The organism is Desulfosarcina variabilis str. Montpellier, from assembly GCF_048565275.1.
Lineage (GTDB): Bacteria > Desulfobacterota > Desulfobacteria > Desulfobacterales > Desulfosarcinaceae > Desulfosarcina > Desulfosarcina variabilis.
On the sequence record NZ_CP159846.1, the window covers coordinates 4703290 to 4720947 of the forward strand.

Sequence of the window (17658 nt, forward strand, 5' to 3'; positions counted from 1 at the left end):
TATCGCTTTTCCGGAGTTATCCCAGTGAATAAAAAACAGAAATTTTTCGGCGATCGTTCAATCATCGCCATGCTGGCGCTGCTCAGTGCCTTTCCTCCGTTATCCATTGACCTTTATCTGCCGGCGCTTCCCCGCGTCATGGAGATGCTGCATGCCAGTCAGCGCCTGGTCAACCTGAGCCTGAGTCTATTTTTGATTTTCTTTGCCCTGGGCATACTGGTCTGGGGGCCCATCAGTGAAAAGTACGGAAGGAAACCGATTCTGCTCATCGGCCTTGCCCTGTATGTTCTGGGCAGTGCCGGGTGCGCCCTTTCGTTCAACGTGACCCAACTCATCGTGTCAAGAGTGTTTCAGGCCTTTGGCGGAGGCGCCGCAGGGGCAGTGGCGACGGCCATGGTCAAGGATATGTACACCGGTCGGAAACGGGAAACGATGCTGGCCGTGGTCATGGCCATGGTGGTGGTGGCGCCGGTGGTGGCACCGGTGATTGGGGCCATCATCCTGGAATATATGTCCTGGAATGCCATCTTCTGGGTATTGACAGGTGTAGGCGCCTTGTCGTTTTTTCTTTCCCTGCTCCTTCAAGAGACACTTGAAGTGCGCTATTCAGGTTCTCTGGTCCATTCCCTCGGCCGTCTGGCAGTGGTGATGAAAAACCCCGGTTTTTCCATCCTGCTCGGGATTTTTTCTCTGGCGCCCTTGCCTATGATGGCCTTTATCGCGGCCTCCGCTTTTATCTATATCCAGGGGTTCGGGATGACAGAGGAAATGTACAGTTATTACTTCGGGTTCAATGCCCTGGGGGCCATGGTCGGCCCCCTGTTGTATATCCGGCTGTCGCGATGGATCTCACCGGGGAATATCATTGCCTCCTGTTTCGGTCTGATGACGATCTGCGGTATCGTCATTAACGTGGCCGGCAGCAACTGTCCGAAATTATTCGCGCTGACCATGGCGGCAGCCACCGTTGCCATGAGTCTGATGCGGCCGCCCACGGCCAATTTGCTTTTGTCCCAGCAGGAGGGGGATACGGGATCAGCCGCATCCCTGATCAACTTCATGGGGATGTTCATGGGCAGCGTGGGCATGTTTCTCATCTCTCTGGAGACGGAGGGGATGATCTCAAGTCTCGGCCTCATGCAAATTGTTATTGGAGCGGTCTGCGGCAGTCTCTGGTTGATATTCCGTGGGCGGTCATTTATCTGTCAGCCTGCCTGATTTTTATACCGGGATATCGATGGACAATCAGGTTTCAATCAGCGTTGTTTGCCGGAACCTCAAGAAAAAAAACTCATGCCCACCAGGCAAAAGAGCGGTATTATTTCATCTTTTCGAAATTCTTTCTGACCGCTTTCAATTCTTCATCAGACCGGCAGATATTCTCCGCCGCGATGGCATCAAACTGTTTGGGAATGGAGAATCCGAATTGACTGTTGGAAGCGGTTTCACCCCATAGACAGTCTTCGATGACACTGTGGTCCTCGCCTCTCATTATTTTCCATCCTTCGGGCGTATCCCAGGCCAGGGGTTCTTTTTCAACGGCGGCGATGATTTTTTTCGCGTCAACGGTGCCGGCCCGCTCAACTGCAGCTTTGATAAAATAGATGCCTGCATAGGTCTTTCCGGCCATATAATCGGGATATTCATTGAAGCGTGCCTGATATTTCCGGACAAAATTTTTGTTCACTTCAGAATCCGGGGTGGTGAAAAAGTAGCGCGAAGAGACATAGATGCCGTCCGGCATATCATTTCCCATGGGAACCAGGACTTCGAGCGCGCCCGCACAGGGAAAGGCGAACTTGACTTTTTCAAACAGTCCCGTGGAAATGGCCTGCTTAATAAAGGTAACCGCATCAACGGTCGGGTACGAAGACAGCCGGACCTTCCGCCGGCTGTTCAAAAAATACACATCACTGTCACCGCGTGAGTACCGCGACAGATTCGGAACACTTCAATGACGGGATCTCCCAGTTCCAATCAAGGAAAAATCCAAGGGCATTTCATTCAAATTCGAGTATCCCAAAAAAATCCGGGAGGTGGAAATTCGGCCGGGGAAAGTCCACCGGCGACCAGGTCAGCCAATGCGGATGAGAGGTTTTATCCGCGCACTTGTAAACGTTTGCCCGCCACCGCACCCCGGGTGCCGGTCGATGGACCGGCGCGTAGCCTTTGAGCAGATCCATGGGGATGGCGCAGGATAGGCTCCAGGTGATGGGGGTTTCAATTTCCGGGTCCACAATGCAGGGCAGGGTATGGGCACTGACGATCCGATCGCATGCTTGCTTCGGGATTGTTTCAATTTCCTCTCTGGTCCCTTTGGGATGAAAATGGAACAGTACGGTGCCTCCGCAGTTTATCTCCAGGTTGAAATAGCCGATGGTCGCATCCGGTTCTGGTGAGAAAAAGAATTCCACGCAGCTGTCCGCACAGACGCTTTGCTGGTGCCCGGTGGCCATGGCGCGCACATAACGGTCCGCCACCTGGAAAATGATGTGCACGGCGTCCCGTGTGTAGGCGATTTTGAAGGCTGTCCTGGGAAAATGGTCGGGATGCGGTCCCATATGGTGGGTAAGCCGGATTTCCTGCACGACCTGCCAGGGGGAACGGTTCCATACGCCCCCGTGAGGGGGTGCGCTTTCCATTCTTGGAACCAGGGTATGATAGGGTGTTTTCAGCATAAGCATCGCACCAGTTTATACCGAAATTAGCTCCAACTTATTTGTTTATAAGGTGTTTGTATGTTGATAACAAATCAGAAACCTTTTGCATGAGGGGGATTGATGCATTTTCCATTAAGCGTTGACCTTCATCAATATACCCCCAAACGGTCGCATCGCTTTTCCACCCGCCTTGTTTTTTAATCAGTGCAAAATCAATATTTTCTCGTGCCGCTGACGTAGACAGTCCCCGTCTGAAGCTATGGCTGCTTAACTCAGGCGCAAAATCAAAACCGCATGCCACGCCGATGGTTTTAAGCAACGCGTTAATTGCGGCGGGTGTGATTTTTTTGGCTTTGATTTGTCCCCACCGGTTAATCGGACGAAAAAGGGGGCCAGTTTCGATTCCGGCTTCATCGATCCAGCTTTTAATCGAACTTGCCGCACAACAGTGGCTTGAACCATAAGGGATGGCCCGGACGATCCCGGCACCGTCCTGATCGGTTTTTGATTTGGGCAACAGAATAATCAAGCCTTCCGGTTCCCAGATTAAATGGTCCATTTGAATGGCTGCGATTTCGCTTCGGCGAAATGCGCCAAAGAATCCTGTCAATAGAAGGGCCTTGTCGCGAATTTTTTTGGGGCCATGCGGAAGGGATTCCAAGTGATCCAACATGGTCGCAATATGCTCCAGTCTGAGTGCCTTGGCCTTTTTTGGGGGTTTACCGTGCGTGCGCCGAATACCGTGTATGGTTTGACGGACAAGCATGTCCTGGACGGGATCAACCATTCCTTGAGCTTTATGCCACTGGCTGATTGCCGTCATGTGCAGCTCGAGTGAGCGGGGATTAAGCTGCCTGGCCTTGTCCAGCAAATAATGAACGATCGTATCGCGGTCTGTGGGAAGGCGGCCTCCCCATTTTTCAAATTGCCGCAGCGCAGAACTGTATGTTCGTTTTGTGTTCTGGGAGCTGGCTGCGTTAATGTACTGCTGTAATGATTCTTGATCACTGCGGTCATTTTCTGCGGCAGGGGATACAGTGTCTTCATTCCTATTATATCGATTCCTGTTTCGCCTACTATTTTCCATTTTTAAAAAACCCCGCAAAAATTGGCTTTTACGTAACGTTATTACAGGCCACCCAATACCCATTTTCATTATAACCGACGATAACATAGATTATCGTCGGTTAGCAAGGATGACAATTAACGGCTTGCAAAAATATAATATTACGTTATATTATGTAAACCGTAATACGGTACAAAAACAGCGATAAGGAGGGCTCAGATATGGGTAGAATCGGTGTTACTTATAAAGATGTTGTTGAGGCTGCCGTAACAATCCGAAAAAACGAGGAAAATCCAACGGTCGACAGAGTCAGGCAATATTTGGGAACAGGCAGCAAGAGCACAATCGCGCCATTTTTAAAAAGATGGAGAAGCGAGCATCAACAGGACGCAGATGCCCCACAGCTGCCAGACGAGCTTGCCAGAGCGGTTAAAAATATCCATGAGCAAATTCAACAACAGGCTGATATTAAAATCAATGAAGCGCAAAATAAATTTGATACGGCAAAAAAAGAATTGGAGACCCGGATTGCTGCACTAACTGCCGAGCTTGACCAGACGATAGACCAGAACAAAAGTCTTGAAGACGCGTGTGAAAAATTGGGCGGTCAAAAACAATCGCTTGAAAAATCACTTGACGCAGCTCACTTAGCCCTGTCGAAAAGCAACGCGCGTTGTGAGGCATACGAATCCAAAATTGATGAACTGAAACTAGCCGTTAACGACTTAAACGTTGAAAAGCGTGATATTCGGGAAAATTTTGAACACTTTCAGCAAGAAACAGCCAGAGATCGCCAACATGAGCGGGATCATTTCATCCAATTAAACCAGCAACTGCAGGACCAGCTCAAGGAAATGAATACGAAACTGGGAATGGCTGAATCCACTGTCCGCGAGCATCAACAGCAAATCCGCGAACAATCTCGCACAATCGACGACTATGCGGGCATGAATACCGACCTTAAAAAGGACTGTCATGTTAAAGATGAAAAAATCGACGTCCTTTTGCAGGAAATTGAAAAAATGAAAACCCGATTTACAGAGTCCAAGCAACAAAATCAGGTATATCGTGAAAAAATCAGCATTCTTACCGGTGAATTAGCCTCGTCAAAAAACCATTTGCAGTCATTGATGACAATGTTCGAGAGAGCAGAAACCCGCCTTAATACAGCGAAACAGCAGATTGACGAATTAGATGCCAAAAATAAATTGATCCTTCAAGAGAAGGCCGAGATGTCTGGACAACTCAAGCAGTTAACCATCGCGGCAAAAAATGATAAAAGCCCTGATCGGTGATGAACTTTGGAGATTTCTTTTCCTTTACATGCCCCTGGGGGTGTCCTCGGCAAGGTCCTGCTCATCCTCCTCGATGATAAATACAGTTTCGTAAGTTTCACGGTCATCAAGGATTTCCTTAAAGATATTGAAAAATCGCACCGTCGGCCTGCGGGCGCCCGACATCGGAAGGGTTGACCAATTTAAACGGAATAGGCGCGTATCATCCCTGGACAGCTCAAAGCGGCGCAACCATCGCCCCTTTTCCAAAATCCGCGTTGACATGTCGGGATGCAGCGGCAATTCCAGATTGTCCACCAGGAAAAACAAGTCCCGTCCGTAACGATAGAGGATAAATTCATGTCCGCGCCTTGAAAGAAACTGACCTTGGGTCTGAACGCCGTCATAAGCGGGAAACTGTTTCCCTGTTCGTTTTCCAGATATGGGGTCGAATTCAAGAACCGTTTTAACCGAATTCAGATTCTGGAGAAAAAGAGTGCGCGCAGGCGTCTTATCTTGGCGCGATAATCCGCGAAAGAGCATGCCCCATTCAGGTAGAAAACGATTGGTGAACTTAAAACAAAAAATAAAACTTAAAAGCGTGGGAATCAATGTGGCGGCATAGGCGGCCCCCCAGTGAGGATAAGGGAAAATCGGTCGTAGGGCGGCAGCGGCCAAAACGTTTATGGGAAGGGACAACAGGAGAATTCTGCCCATCAGTCCCCTGGCCAGAAAAATATAGCGCGTCAGGTAAAAAAAACGGCAGCCTGCGGCGCATATCAACCCCGCACCAAAAGACAGTATGGTAAGCATGATTGGAAAGACAATGATATCCTGCCCCAATACCATGCCCATGAGCCTTGCCCGTTGAGGAAAATAGACAGGGTATAATCGGCCAACCGGACTAGCCACATAGGAAAACCATAAGGTTTTGCAAATGATGAATAATCCGGTGGTGATGATCAAGACGCAGCAAAACAAGATCAAGCCTTTCAAGAGCCAGTCTACCAGCGATCGAAAATAACCATAGACGGAACCCCATGAAAATCTTGCGGATTTAGCGGCGTCTGCATCAACGATTTTAAACGCTGTTTTTTCGACCCGAAACCCAGCCCATAACATCCGCCACAGTATCGTCGTCGCAATAGCACAACCGATCAAAGACAGCAGCAGGGCACTCGACTCCAGATGTTCGTTCAATAGCTGAATTTTAGAGTGCAGGAGAAGATTCTGAAACATCCGAGAAAGCTCTTTTAACGCCGGCATGTTGATCGTGGCATAGAGCTTGTCCAAAAATATCAACGCCCAGCGTCGGACCTCATCAATAAAGGAAAGTACGGATTCATTAGCGCCCACCGATACCATCATTATTATATGGTATCTTAAATATTCCTGCATTTGCATGTATGCTCCACGTGAGCTGCTATGGTTTCGCGGGATGGGAGGGTTGAAAAACATGTCCCATTACCATCACCATTTTCTAATCGGCATAATGCATTCAAAAATTAGAAAATATCCTTTTGATGGTGATGATTAAGAGGTACACAGCGTTTCGTGTGGCCTGCCGGGAAGCGGCAAAAGCCTCCTCATAATCCTGCTGGACGATCAATGTCCATCCTTCCTGGTTTTTTTCGAAAACGCCACAATTTCTTTGAGGCCGTCGTTAAAGACGAAGGACTTTCCATCGGTACCAGCGTTCGAGGCAAGAATCGGGTGTGAACTGGTTGATATTGGTCTGATTGCCTATCGAAAGCCGCTTTATCAGGTCCTGGCAATCGATGTTGATCCGGTCAGGCAAAACAGCGGCCTTCAATCTGTTGAACAGATCTTCAAACGGATCGGGGAGGGGCGATCATGATTGATTACGACCTTTACTGCAAAATCAACCACCTGTCTCAGAACGACGGATTGACGGCCCAACAGATTGCCCGGGAACTTGCCATGGACGTCAGGACCATCCGAAAGTGGCTCACCGAAACGCAATTCAAACCCCGCCAAAGCACTGTGCGACCCAGCAATCTCGATCCATTTAAAAAGGACATTGTCCAACATTTGTTCAGGCTGCAATTTGTCAAGCCGTCGGCCAATGTCATTTTTCTCGGTGGTGTGGTCCTTGGAAAAACCCATTTGGCCTCGGCTTTGGGGTACGATGCCTGCCTTAAAGGATATACCGTCCTGTTCGCCACCGCCATCGACGTGATCAATACGCTCTCCGCGGCTCAAGCCGCAGGACGGATGAAACAGGAATTGAAGAAATACACCCGTCCTTCGTTGCTGATCCTCGATGAGCTTGGCTTTTTGCCTATCGATAAAACCGGTGCGGATCTGTTGTTCCAGGTCATCAGCCAGCGCTACGAGCAGGGACCGATCGTTATCACATCAAATCGTGCCTTTAAGAACTGGCCGGAAATCTTCAATAACGACAGCACGTTAACCTCAGCCATTCTTGATCGGTTGCTTCATCATGCCGAAACGATCCTCATTCTCAGTATAACCGACAATGGCAAAGGCACGGCCGCCAATGCTGCCCGAATTGTAGAGAATGATTTCGATCTGGCTCTGCTTTTTGAGATACCAACCCTTATGAACCGTGGCGGAGCAGTAGATCGCACCCACTTCACAAATGGCGGATTGTAGATCATTAAATAATCTGAACTTTTATTAAACGACCCGATCGGGCTTGTCTGTGATGCGGGTTGAAGATGCCGGGGAACCACCCCAACAAAGGATGGTTCCCCACCTGTTCGGTTATGGATGTGATGAGGCTTTCATGCATGCAAAGCAGCGAATCGGACCGACCACCCGGCGATCAGAGATGGCTCTATGGCAACGCCAAGCCCTGTGCCTGACGGTGCCGGCGCCTTGCCGTCAATACCAAAAGAGACATCCTCTCTGACGAGATCGGTTTTTAATACGTACTTGGAAAAGGAGCCTTCCAGGTGGATGGCCTCCGGGCAAAGCATTGCCAGATGGCGTCCGGCAAATGATAAAATGGCCGTCTCCCCGACATGCGAGCCCAGCACCACCATGATCTTGTGTGAGACGGCCTGCTGGTAAAGATCGTAAGCCTTGATGAACCCACCGCAGCTTGACAATCGGATATTGATGCCATCGCAGATGTGGTTCTCGATCAGGTATTGCGGTCCATGTGTCGTATACATGGATTCGTCGGCAATGATCGGTATGCGGCTCGCCGCTGACACGGTTTTCAAGCCTTCGAGATCATCCCTGGCCACAGGTTGTTCGACGGCGCTGATTGCCATGGGGGTGGCTTGTTCGATGAATTTCAGTGCCGCCTGGGGTGTGAAGGCGCAATTGGCATCCACCCGGATGTCGATGCCCGGACCGATCACCGATCGGATTTGCTTCAACTGAGCGATACCGCTTTCAAGGTCAACTACCTTCAGTTTCAAAGCGGAAAGATTCAATTGTTGAACCAGCTGCAAGGTCTGGAGAAACTGATCTTCACGGCAGATAAACGGGATCACGCCTGAAAAACAGAGTCGACCGGTTTTGCTGTCACCACTAAAAAAGCGGTACAGCATCTGTCCCTGGTGCCTCGTCCACAGGTCCAGAAGGGCTGTTTCAAGCGCACAGAAGGCCGCTGGATGGCTGCAGGCGATGGCGTTTCTGCCAATGGTGGTGAGCAAGGTGAGTAGCGCGCCGCGTGAGCCGACTTCCTGTCCCAGCACCTGTTCGGCCAGTGCGTGTGCCGCAATCAGGCTATGTTCCAGACTTTCGCCAGTGACGTAGCGTCTTGGTGTCCCCTCACCGAAACCGGCCATGCCTTCACTGTCAAGGACGGTCACGACAATGCTTTCGGTTTCCCGCCGAGAATGCAGACGGTGCTCGATTTTTCGTGAAAAAGGAATCTTGAGATTATCGATTGTAATTTTTTTAAGCTTCATTCCAAGCCAACTCCATGCTATATTTCTTAACTTCAGTGTAGAAATTAGGCCATTGATACCACTGGTAAGGATATTGACGGATATAATATTCCATTCGCTTCCAGGATGCTTCGCTCAGTGATATATCTTCCACACCGTCGGCCAGCGGTTGAACTGATAAATCGTAATGGTTTTTACTCCTGTGGATCAGTCCGAAATATACTGGCGCTTTTGCGCGTCGATAGAGAATATCCAGTGTTCTGTCCTTGGGCAAGGCCTGACCAAACAGGCTGATACGCTCTTTTTTGGAGGGACGCCAGTCGCGAATTTCATCGCAGAGCGTAATCAGGATCCGTCCTTTATTGATGGCATTCAAGGCCTTGAATACCACATTGGGGCTATCGGCATCAATCAATTCAAGATCCACGGCGTTTGATTTTTTTACCAGCGCCTGCTTGAGCGTATTGGTTTTAAACCGTAAAATAATTGAGGGACGATAGTTATTGGCTGCCAGAAAAAGGGGTATATACTCGACACCGCCAAAGTGGCCGGTCACGAGGATACAGCCCCTTTCACTTGCCTGGCGAAGCATCCTCGCGCCGGATACCGAGACGGATCGGTTGAGATAGTTCATCATCCCAACCAGCGATTTATGTGCATTGATCATTTTTTCGCAATAATGGTCGAAAATGCCGAGATAGGTTTTTACTTTCAAATAGAAGAATTTAAACGCACTCAATTTTTCATCCAATACATGGTTCAATGATTGGGAGATGCTTTTTCTCTCATCGGTATTGATGCCGTAGTAGTAAAACCCTATAATAAAGAGATACTTGCGATAAAGAGAAAGTGGCAGATATCTGGCAAGGAAAATGTTTGGCTGGCGTTGAAAGAATCGACTCAAGTCGGCACGGGTGCTCTGGGAAAAGAATGTCATAACGTTACCCTCCTAATACGTGTGTTAAGGTTTCGATGCGCGCATTGCCATTTGCGTCCAGGGCAACATACAATGCGCGATCAATTGAAATCCAGCAGGATAACGTATGGTCAGGTTTGGGTTAACGCGCTAGTCATGTGTTGCCATTAAAGCTTCCTGAACGGCTATCCTGTCAGTTCGTGCCCATCCATAAATGGCTAATTCGCCCGATATCGGCGTTGCGCGAAAAATTTAATCCTCGGAATATTAACTATATGCACCCCAAGGGCACTTCCTTCGGGCGCCTGGGGTTAAATTTTTCTTCGCGTCTTGATCTCGACCGAATTTTCCTATTTCTGGACGGACACTATTTATATCGGTAATCGCCATACAGGCCTTTACCCTGTGGCCTACAAGGTTAACGTGTTTAAAAAGGTGAGATTTTGCCGCGAAAATATGGTATTTTAAACTGTCCCCCATCGATTAGATCTGAAGGACCCCGTTCACGCTGTTTGGTCTTTTACGGAGTTTCCGCCAATGAATCTGCCGATGCGTAAAGAAATCAATTGTATTAATTTCATAGGGCTATTTTCATTTATCGAAAAATACTACGGTGCCTGGGGAATCAATACAGTCATGGAAGGCCTCATCGACAACCCCGACTATCTTGTCAGCGATGTGGATGATCCATCCCGGGTCATGCCAATCGGCCGTAAACAGATCGTTAACATGAATTACTGGGTTTCCAATGACTTTTCGATGCAGTTGCTGAGCAATGTTCGCAAGGTCGTCAGGTCGGAAAACCCGCTCTTTGATGCGGGCCGTGGGGCAGTTAAAGAAAATTTATCCAGCAGCGCCCTTTTTAGCGGCAGATTGTTTGGTCCCCTTTTCCTGGCCAGGCAGGCGGCCAAGATAAACGCGCGTTTTAACCGGACCAAACGGGTTGTTCTCAAACAGCCCGGCCGCAAAGAAGTGTCCTTTCAACTGCATTACTATCCCGGATTCCGTGTCACCAAGGATGTCTGCGACTGGAATCTTGGACTTTACACGGGGCTATTACACGCATCGGGGGCCGAAGAAATCCGTTCCGAAGAGGTAAAATGTATATCTGACGGTGATCCATACTGTGAATTCCGCTTGAAATGGAAAGAGTCAGGGATCTTCAATCGCATGAGCCGATGGGCTCGAGGGTGGAACATCAAAGGTGAAGTGCGCAAAATCATCGATGACTATGAAAGTTCCTTGAAAGAGCGAGACCGGCTGATTGATAAACTGGCCAACTCCGAAGCAAAATATAAATCACTCTTCGAGAGCACCGCCACAGCCAATGCGATCCTGGAAAACGATTTAAAGCTCTCTCTGGTGAATACCGAATTTGAGAAGATTACCGGCTATTCCAAGCAGGATATGGACAAGACATACACGCTGGAAGACATCGTTAAATCCAAAGACTACACCACCATTAAAGAATATCTGACCGAAGAAAAGGATGATACCAAGGATAAAAGCTTTGAATTTAAAATCATCAACAGGGATGGTATCGAAAAGGACGTCCTGGGAAAAATGGGGAGAATCCCCAACTCCTCGAAGATCGTCATTTCCATGATGGACATCAGCGAAAAGAAACGGGCGGATAAGGAAAGGGAAAGTCTTAAGATTCAACTCGTCAGGGCTGAAAAAATGAAGGCCCTGGGTTTACTTGCCGGTGGGGTGGCCCATGATCTCAACAATGTGCTGTCAGGTATCGTGAGTTATCCGGATCTGCTTTTGCTGGATATTCCCGAAGACAGCCCCTTAAGGAAGCCGATCATGGACATCAAGGCTTCGGGGGTCAAGGCGGCGGCCATTGTTCAGGATCTGTTGACGCTGGCAAGACGCGACATATCCGTCAAGGAGGTTGTCAACCTCAACGAAATCATTGGTGATTACTTGAAGTCGGCCGAGTATACCAAGATGATGTCCTTCCATCAGTCTGCCGAATTGGTCTTTGAGCCTGACGCGCATCTGCTCAATATCCTGGGGTCGCCATTAAACTTGTTAAAGGCTGTCATGAATCTGGTGACCAATGCCGCCGAGGCGACCAAGGATGGTGGAAAAATTCGAATCGTTACCGAAAACATCTACCTTGAGCATCCCATCAGCGGATACGATACTTATCGAGAAGGAGACTACATCATTCTTTCCATTACCGACAACGGTGTCGGCATTCCCAAAGATGATATCGAGCGTATCTTCGAGCCTTTTTACTCTAAAAAAATAATTGGCAGAAGCGGTACCGGCCTTGGAATGACTGTCGTATGGGGGACGGTCAAAGATCACGACGGACACATTGACGTGACCAGCGAAAAAGGAAAAGGAACGACTTTTCAGATTTATTTCCCTGCGACACGAAGAAAAAAGGAGCAGAAAAAAGATGACGCGTATAACCTTTCAGCGCTAAAGGGCAACGGAGAGACGATACTGGTTGTCGATGATGTCCAGGAACAGCGAGATCTTGCTTCGAGCATTCTCAAAAAGTTGGATTATCGCGTCAGCACGGTCGGCAGTGGTATTGATGCGGTTGAAATGATCCGGGAAAACAGTAAAATCGATATTGTGATTCTGGATATGATCATGAGCCCCGGAATTGATGGCCTGGAGACATTCAGACGAATTCGTGAGATCAAACCCGATCAGAAGGCCATCATCGTGAGTGGTTTTTCTGAAAGTGAGCGTGTCAAAGCGGCCAGACGTATGGGCGCTGGCGCTTACATCCGCAAACCGTTTCTCGTAGGTAATCTGGCGCGGGCCGTTAAAAAGGAATTGACCCAATCGGTGTGATTATTTATTGAATCCTGACAAATTCAACACGCCTGTTCAATGCCTGCCCTGCTTGGGTGGCGTTGTCTGCCAGTGGTTTTGTTTCACCAACGCCGATGCACGACATCCGTTCCGGAGCGATTGGAAATCTTGATGTTAAATAACGGGCCACAGCTCGGGCGCGCATTTCCGAAAGCACCTGGTTGTAGTCATCCGTCCCCCGACTGTCGGTATGGCCAGTAATCACCACGGTTGCGTGGCTGAGTTCATTGGCGAGGACTTTGCCGAATTGATCCAGTAAACCGGCAGATCCGGGCTTGATATTTGCTGAATCGGTATCGAAATGGATCAACGCACCTGCCCGGGGTGTTAACCCGCCGGCCTCCATTAGCTGGATGCCTCGAAGCTGGAATCGTTTACCATTGATGATTCGATAGACACTGTTTTTTTCGACTGCATAATCGATCCCATCGACAGTCATTGTTCCTTGCTGGAACTGCAAGGCCTCTATGATTTCAGGCGCGGTCTGTGGAAATTTCAGTTCCTCGGCCATGATGGGAGAAATGAACATCAATAAAACGACAATATAAATAACAGACACGATGATTCTCATCTGAACCTCCCCATGCTTAAGATCCCGCCCTATACTGCCTGCGCCTTGCTTGCAAACCGCTTTCACGTATCCATGCGCGGCTATTGTACTGCAGCGATCGGCAGATCCCCGAACAGCTCTTTTCTGGAAAGCCACGGCGTCTGGGCGCCCAGGGTTTCATGGTCCACATACTGGCTTACATAGTCCACCAGTTCCAGAAATTCCACGTAGCCATTGTTGTTCGCATCCGCTTCATCGGATTTCGAGGTGAGCCCCCGGATCAGGGCGTAGGTAAATATGCCGTATCCACTTCCGATATCCGAACTTTCGAATGAGTATTGACGGCCTTTTGAAGCGGAAAAGACCATGATACCATTTCGTTTGCCACTGAAAAAAGCACCCGCCAGCTCATCATTGGGCACAATGGTCTGGCGGACAAGGCTTCCGGAATGACAGGCGTCCAGAAAAAGGATCACCCGTCCCTTGATTCTGGACAGGTGCTCTCCCAACATATCCCAACTGATCCCACCTGATTCTGGTTGCCCCATCATCGCATCCGATGTCAGAAAATAGAACGTTCCGTTCTCATCCCTGACGCCGTGGCCCGCCATGAAGATTACCGCGATGTCATTTTCGCCGATATTGCCGAGTGCCTCCAGCTCACCGGTGATCCCCTTTACCGTGGCCATCTGGTTTACAGACAGTTTGGTGGTAACGCTACCGAAAACCGACTCCTTTTGATCATTCAGCGCCCTGGCCAAGGCCTGCGCATCGGTATGGGCAAATTGGAGGTTCCAGGCTGGTGAAAGATTCGGATAATCGCTGATCCCCACGCTCAGGACATAAAGATTCGTTTTGGGCAGGTTCGGATCGTCGCAAATAATATCCTTGTACTTGGGATTACTGGAAAAGTCCTTTTCATCCCAGGCCACGGCGGTAATCCGGTTCAGCCCCGCATATAGCGGAATATCCAACGTTTGACGAGCTACCTTGGTGTTGACAAGAAGCTCTCTTGCGGGTTTGCCATTGGTAAAGACCCGGATGGCAGTCAACGACTGGTCGGAAACCGCTGAAACCTTTAGCGGATATGTTTTTCGTGCCACCCGGCTTAACGTCTGGTGACCGGGTATGGATACTGAGGGAGGAGTCGTGATCGTCGGCGCCGGTCTTCCGGTGCCAGATTTGCCGGAAAGTCTTTCCTTAATTATATGCGGGCGGTTGAAGATAGACTTGAACTGCTCATAGGTAAATGTCTCCATTCCGCCATCTTCCACCCAGTGCAACAGCCCAGCCCCTTCCGGGCTGGTGGCGTAGTAACCGTCGGGGGTGACGATCAGCCATTCCCCGTCCTTGGAAGAAACCATGCGCGCGATTTCCTCTCCAGCCTCAATATCCCAGATTCGGTTGGTCTGATCGTCTCCAGCCGTATATGCATAATGTCCGTCTAAGGAAAAACCAACTGCCCGTATAGCGTCCAAATGCCCGCGGATATGGATTCGGTCTTTGCCACTGGCGGTTTCCCAAATTTTTACGCCTTGCTTGTCATCTCCAGAAATAGCCAGGCGTCCGTCAGGTGAGATCGAAATATCGGTGACGTTACCCAGGTGCTTGTTAACGGTTCGAACCGGTTCACCTGAAAAAGCGTCCCAAATCGTAACGGTTTTCCAACTTCCCGTAAAAAACAGCCGCCCGTCTGGAGAAAAAGCGGTGCTGTGGATCCATCCCGATTTGTCTTTATTGGAACGGATCTGCCGGCCGGTGGTAACTTGCCAGAGCCGCCAGGTCCTGTCGCTTCCAGCGGATAAAATGGTATGGCCATCCGGAGAAAAATGCACTGAATTCACCCAATGGCGGTGGCCCTTGAGAAAATGTATCGGGCGGCCCGTTGTGATATCCCATAAAATGCAGGTATGGTCACGGCTCCCGGTAATTGCCGTGTGTCCATCCGGAGAAATCGCCAGGCAAGTTACGTCGGCGGTGTGCCCGGTAAAGGCTCGGATTGATTTCCCATCCCTGATGTCCCATAGCTTGACCGTTTGATCCGCGCCCCCGGATACGGCATGGTGGCCATCCGGGGTAAATGCAAGACAGAGCACTTTTTGGGGATGGCCCTTAAAGCGTTGCGTAACGGCGCCTGTTGAAAGGTCCCATAGAACAAGGTTCCCATTATCGGTCCCCGTGAGGATAAATCGTCCATCTGGCGAGTGGTCGGCGGCCAGCACCTTTTCCAGTTTACCCTTAAAAGACCGCACCTGCCGTCTGCCGGCGATATCCCACAGACAAAGGTGGCCGTGACTGCTTGTGGAAAGCACAAATCGACCGTCTGGCGACCAGACGACCCGGTGAAGTTTGCCTGTATTTTCGGGTAAGATGGTTGTCCGTTTCCCGCTGTCGATGTCCCATATGGCGATCCCTAAATCCGATGATGCCGCGATATTTCTCCCTGTGGGAGAAAACGCCACGGATTCGATACCTCTGGGAATTTCAGCAAACGATCGGATGATCCTGCCGGATTGGGTTTCAATCAGTTCCATTACCCGGCCGGCAGAAACAAAAAATCGACCGTCCGGCGAAAAAGCCAGATCAACGATCGGGTTACCCCACCGCGTTGACGGGGAATACTGTCCCAGGTTGTATATGTTCCGCCCGGAATCGATAGCATAGAGCTGGTTTCTCCTGTTGCCTAAAAGAACGAGCCGACAGTCACCTGAAAAGGCGATGGTCGTCGGCATCATGTTGCTCAAGGCTTCTTTTTTACCGGTAAAAGATCGGATGGTCCTGCCAGTGGTGGTTTCCATCACCACAACCGTCTGGTTTTCGTCACCGGAGATCGTTTTTGATCCATCCGGCGTGAACACCACGCGCTTGACCGCCGCCTTGTGGGCTTTTGGACGACGATGCATTCGCCCCGTGGCAAGCTCCCAATGAATCAGGTCCCCATTGCTGTAGCCGGCCAGGGCGGTCTTCTGATCCGGTGAGAAAACCACATCTTTTACCATGGCCTGAGCATTGAAAGTCCGGATTTGCCGACCGGTCGAGCTTTCCCAAAGCTTGATGCTGCCATTTGCATCGCCGGACAGAAGATACTGTCCATCAGCGGAAAAGGCAGCGCAGGTCGCGGCACAAGCATGGCCCATTTGAAGCACCGGTTCCATGTTGCGGATCCCGGAAAAGATAGCACAACCGGTGCAGCAAAAAAGCAGTGTCGAGATAAGCAGCCATTCCGGTTTCGACAAAAAGGTCCTTAACATCGGAACGGAAGGTCTATTGGTCACAACCTGTTGCATATCAATTCAAGTGATCATCCTTTATGACGAAGCCCGCATCAATGAAACGATCGTCCCCGGGGCATGGACCCTACCTTTTTTGCAGGCGATCAATGGCCATCTGAAGGCTCACCCCCATGCGTTTGATGGCCCGCGCCAGAGCCCCGATTTCATCGCTCCGCCTGGTTTCATGAATTTTTTCTCCCAGTTTGCCGAGACTGATTTCAACGGCGATACGGGTGAGGTTCTGGATCGGTTTGCTGAGCCGGTTGGCCAGAAGGAAGGCGATGAGGAGAATCATGGCGATGGTCGTGATTAAGAGGGTCACGGCGTGTCGTATGGCAAGCCGGGATGCGGCAAAGGCCTCCTCATAATCCTGCTGAACGATCAATGTCCATCCCTCCTGGGTCCTTTTAGAAAATGCCACGATTTTTTTTGGGCCGTCGTTAAAAATGAAGGACTTTTGATCGGCAAGCGGATTTGAGGCAAGAATAGGGTGGGAACTGAAATCCTGAAGTCTTGAGGCGACTTCACCCCTACTATGGGCGATCAGACGATTTTGTTGATCGAGCAAAAGGGCAAATCCGGTTTCTCCGATTCTGGTATCGGTGATGGTTTCCGACAGATCCTCAAGGGTCATGGCAATGGCGATCACACCAATGCTTTGCTTGCCTTTTTCCTTGATTGGTTTTGCCAGGATCAGGGCCGGCTTTTTGGATGTCTTGCCCAAAAGAACCTGCATGCCCACAGGCATGCCCGTCTGAACCTGCCTGAAGTAATCACGGTCACCATAATAGACGGTTGGCTTACCATCGCTCCTTCCAATATTCTGCCCATTCGGCTGAATGGTGAACGCAAGGTAGGTATAGCGATAGGTATCCTTGATGGATTTCAGGGCCGGATTCTGCTGCTCGGCATCCATTGACAGAATCGCCGGGGTCATGGCGTTTTGTTCGAGCACTTTCAGGTTGAATGCGGTCCAGTCGTCGACGCTTCTGACCAGGGTGTCGGTCAGGCTGGTCAGTTTGTCTTCGACATAGCCGGACCATTGCTGTCCGGATTTATAAATGCTGATGTAGTAAAGACCGCCAAGGGGGATGGTCGCAATCAACAGCATTGCAAGCAGAATTTGGTGGAGAATACGAAAGCCTTTCTTTTCCTGGGTACCTGTCTTGCTTTTAACCATACCTGAATCTCC

General features: G+C 49.8%; 14 protein-coding genes. 5 read left to right on the forward strand and 9 right to left on the reverse strand.

The window, feature by feature from the left end:
• The first annotated feature begins 24 nt into the window (after nt 1–24).
• On the forward strand, nt 25–1218 hold the full coding sequence (locus Dvar_RS21250; RefSeq protein ID WP_419663955.1) for a Bcr/CflA family efflux MFS transporter: 1194 nt from the start codon (nt 25–27) through the stop codon (nt 1216–1218).
• 100 nt (nt 1219–1318) lie between these two features.
• Here the strand turns inward: Dvar_RS21250 and Dvar_RS21255 are convergent, their stop codons facing one another.
• A complete protein-coding gene (locus tag Dvar_RS21255; RefSeq protein ID WP_419664142.1) occupies nt 1319–1876 on the reverse strand; it encodes an ABC transporter substrate-binding protein in 558 nt (185 codons plus the stop codon).
• Between Dvar_RS21255 and Dvar_RS21260 the strand changes: the two genes are divergently transcribed.
• Nucleotides 1827–1958, forward strand: coding sequence for an AraC family transcriptional regulator (locus Dvar_RS21260; RefSeq protein ID WP_419663956.1), 132 nt, complete (start codon nt 1827–1829; stop codon nt 1956–1958). The genes Dvar_RS21255 and Dvar_RS21260 overlap by 50 nt on opposite strands.
• Before the next feature lie 42 nt (nt 1959–2000).
• Here the strand turns inward: Dvar_RS21260 and Dvar_RS21265 are convergent, their stop codons facing one another.
• Together Dvar_RS21265 and Dvar_RS21270 are read right to left on the reverse strand one after the other, a co-directional pair.
• On the reverse strand, nt 2001–2678 hold the full coding sequence (locus Dvar_RS21265; protein ID WP_419663957.1) for a carbohydrate-binding family 9-like protein: 678 nt from the start codon (nt 2676–2678) through the stop codon (nt 2001–2003).
• A 37-nt stretch (nt 2679–2715) separates the two neighbouring features.
• Complete coding sequence (locus tag Dvar_RS21270; protein WP_419663958.1) at nt 2716–3810, reverse strand: site-specific integrase; 1095 nt, start codon at nt 3808–3810, stop codon at nt 2716–2718.
• Between the two features lie 137 nt (nt 3811–3947).
• Between Dvar_RS21270 and Dvar_RS21275 the strand changes: the two genes are divergently transcribed.
• A complete protein-coding gene (locus Dvar_RS21275; protein ID WP_419663959.1) occupies nt 3948–5021 on the forward strand; it encodes a DNA-binding protein in 1074 nt (357 codons plus the stop codon).
• A gap of 24 nt (nt 5022–5045) precedes the next feature.
• Here Dvar_RS21275 and Dvar_RS21280 read toward each other — a convergent pair whose 3' ends face one another.
• Nucleotides 5046–6404, reverse strand: coding sequence for a hypothetical protein (locus Dvar_RS21280; RefSeq protein WP_419663960.1), 1359 nt, complete (start codon nt 6402–6404; stop codon nt 5046–5048).
• Nucleotides 6405–6854: 450 nt separating this feature from the next.
• Here Dvar_RS21280 and Dvar_RS21285 point away from each other — a divergent pair, with 450 nt between their 5' ends.
• On the forward strand, nt 6855–7637 hold the full coding sequence (locus Dvar_RS21285) for an ATP-binding protein (protein ID WP_419663961.1): 783 nt from the start codon (nt 6855–6857) through the stop codon (nt 7635–7637).
• 131 nt (nt 7638–7768) lie between these two features.
• On the opposite strand, the gene Dvar_RS21290 is transcribed toward Dvar_RS21285, so the two are convergent.
• Complete coding sequence (locus tag Dvar_RS21290; protein WP_419663962.1) at nt 7769–8908, reverse strand: mandelate racemase/muconate lactonizing enzyme family protein; 1140 nt, start codon at nt 8906–8908, stop codon at nt 7769–7771.
• Nucleotides 8898–9638, reverse strand: coding sequence for a hypothetical protein (locus Dvar_RS21295; protein WP_419663963.1), 741 nt, complete (start codon nt 9636–9638; stop codon nt 8898–8900). Before Dvar_RS21295 ends, Dvar_RS21290 begins: the two co-directional genes overlap by 11 nt.
• Nucleotides 9639–10340: 702 nt before the next feature.
• On the opposite strand from Dvar_RS21295, the gene Dvar_RS21300 reads away from it, so the two are divergent.
• Entirely contained in the window at nt 10341–12623 is a 2283-nt protein-coding gene (locus Dvar_RS21300; protein ID WP_419663964.1) for an ATP-binding protein, read from the forward strand.
• 4 nt (nt 12624–12627) lie between these two features.
• Here the strand turns inward: Dvar_RS21300 and Dvar_RS21305 are convergent, their stop codons facing one another.
• The 3 genes from Dvar_RS21305 to Dvar_RS21315 form a co-directional block, all read right to left on the reverse strand.
• Complete coding sequence (locus Dvar_RS21305; RefSeq protein WP_419663965.1) at nt 12628–13215, reverse strand: OmpA family protein; 588 nt, start codon at nt 13213–13215, stop codon at nt 12628–12630.
• Between the two features lie 80 nt (nt 13216–13295).
• Nucleotides 13296–16349 (reverse strand): caspase family protein, encoded by a 3054-nt coding sequence (locus Dvar_RS21310; RefSeq protein ID WP_419663966.1) that lies wholly within the window; start codon nt 16347–16349, stop codon nt 13296–13298.
• Between the two features lie 202 nt (nt 16350–16551).
• Entirely contained in the window at nt 16552–17646 is a 1095-nt protein-coding gene (locus Dvar_RS21315) for a cache domain-containing protein (RefSeq protein WP_419663967.1), read from the reverse strand.
• Between the last annotated feature and the right edge of the window lie 12 nt (nt 17647–17658).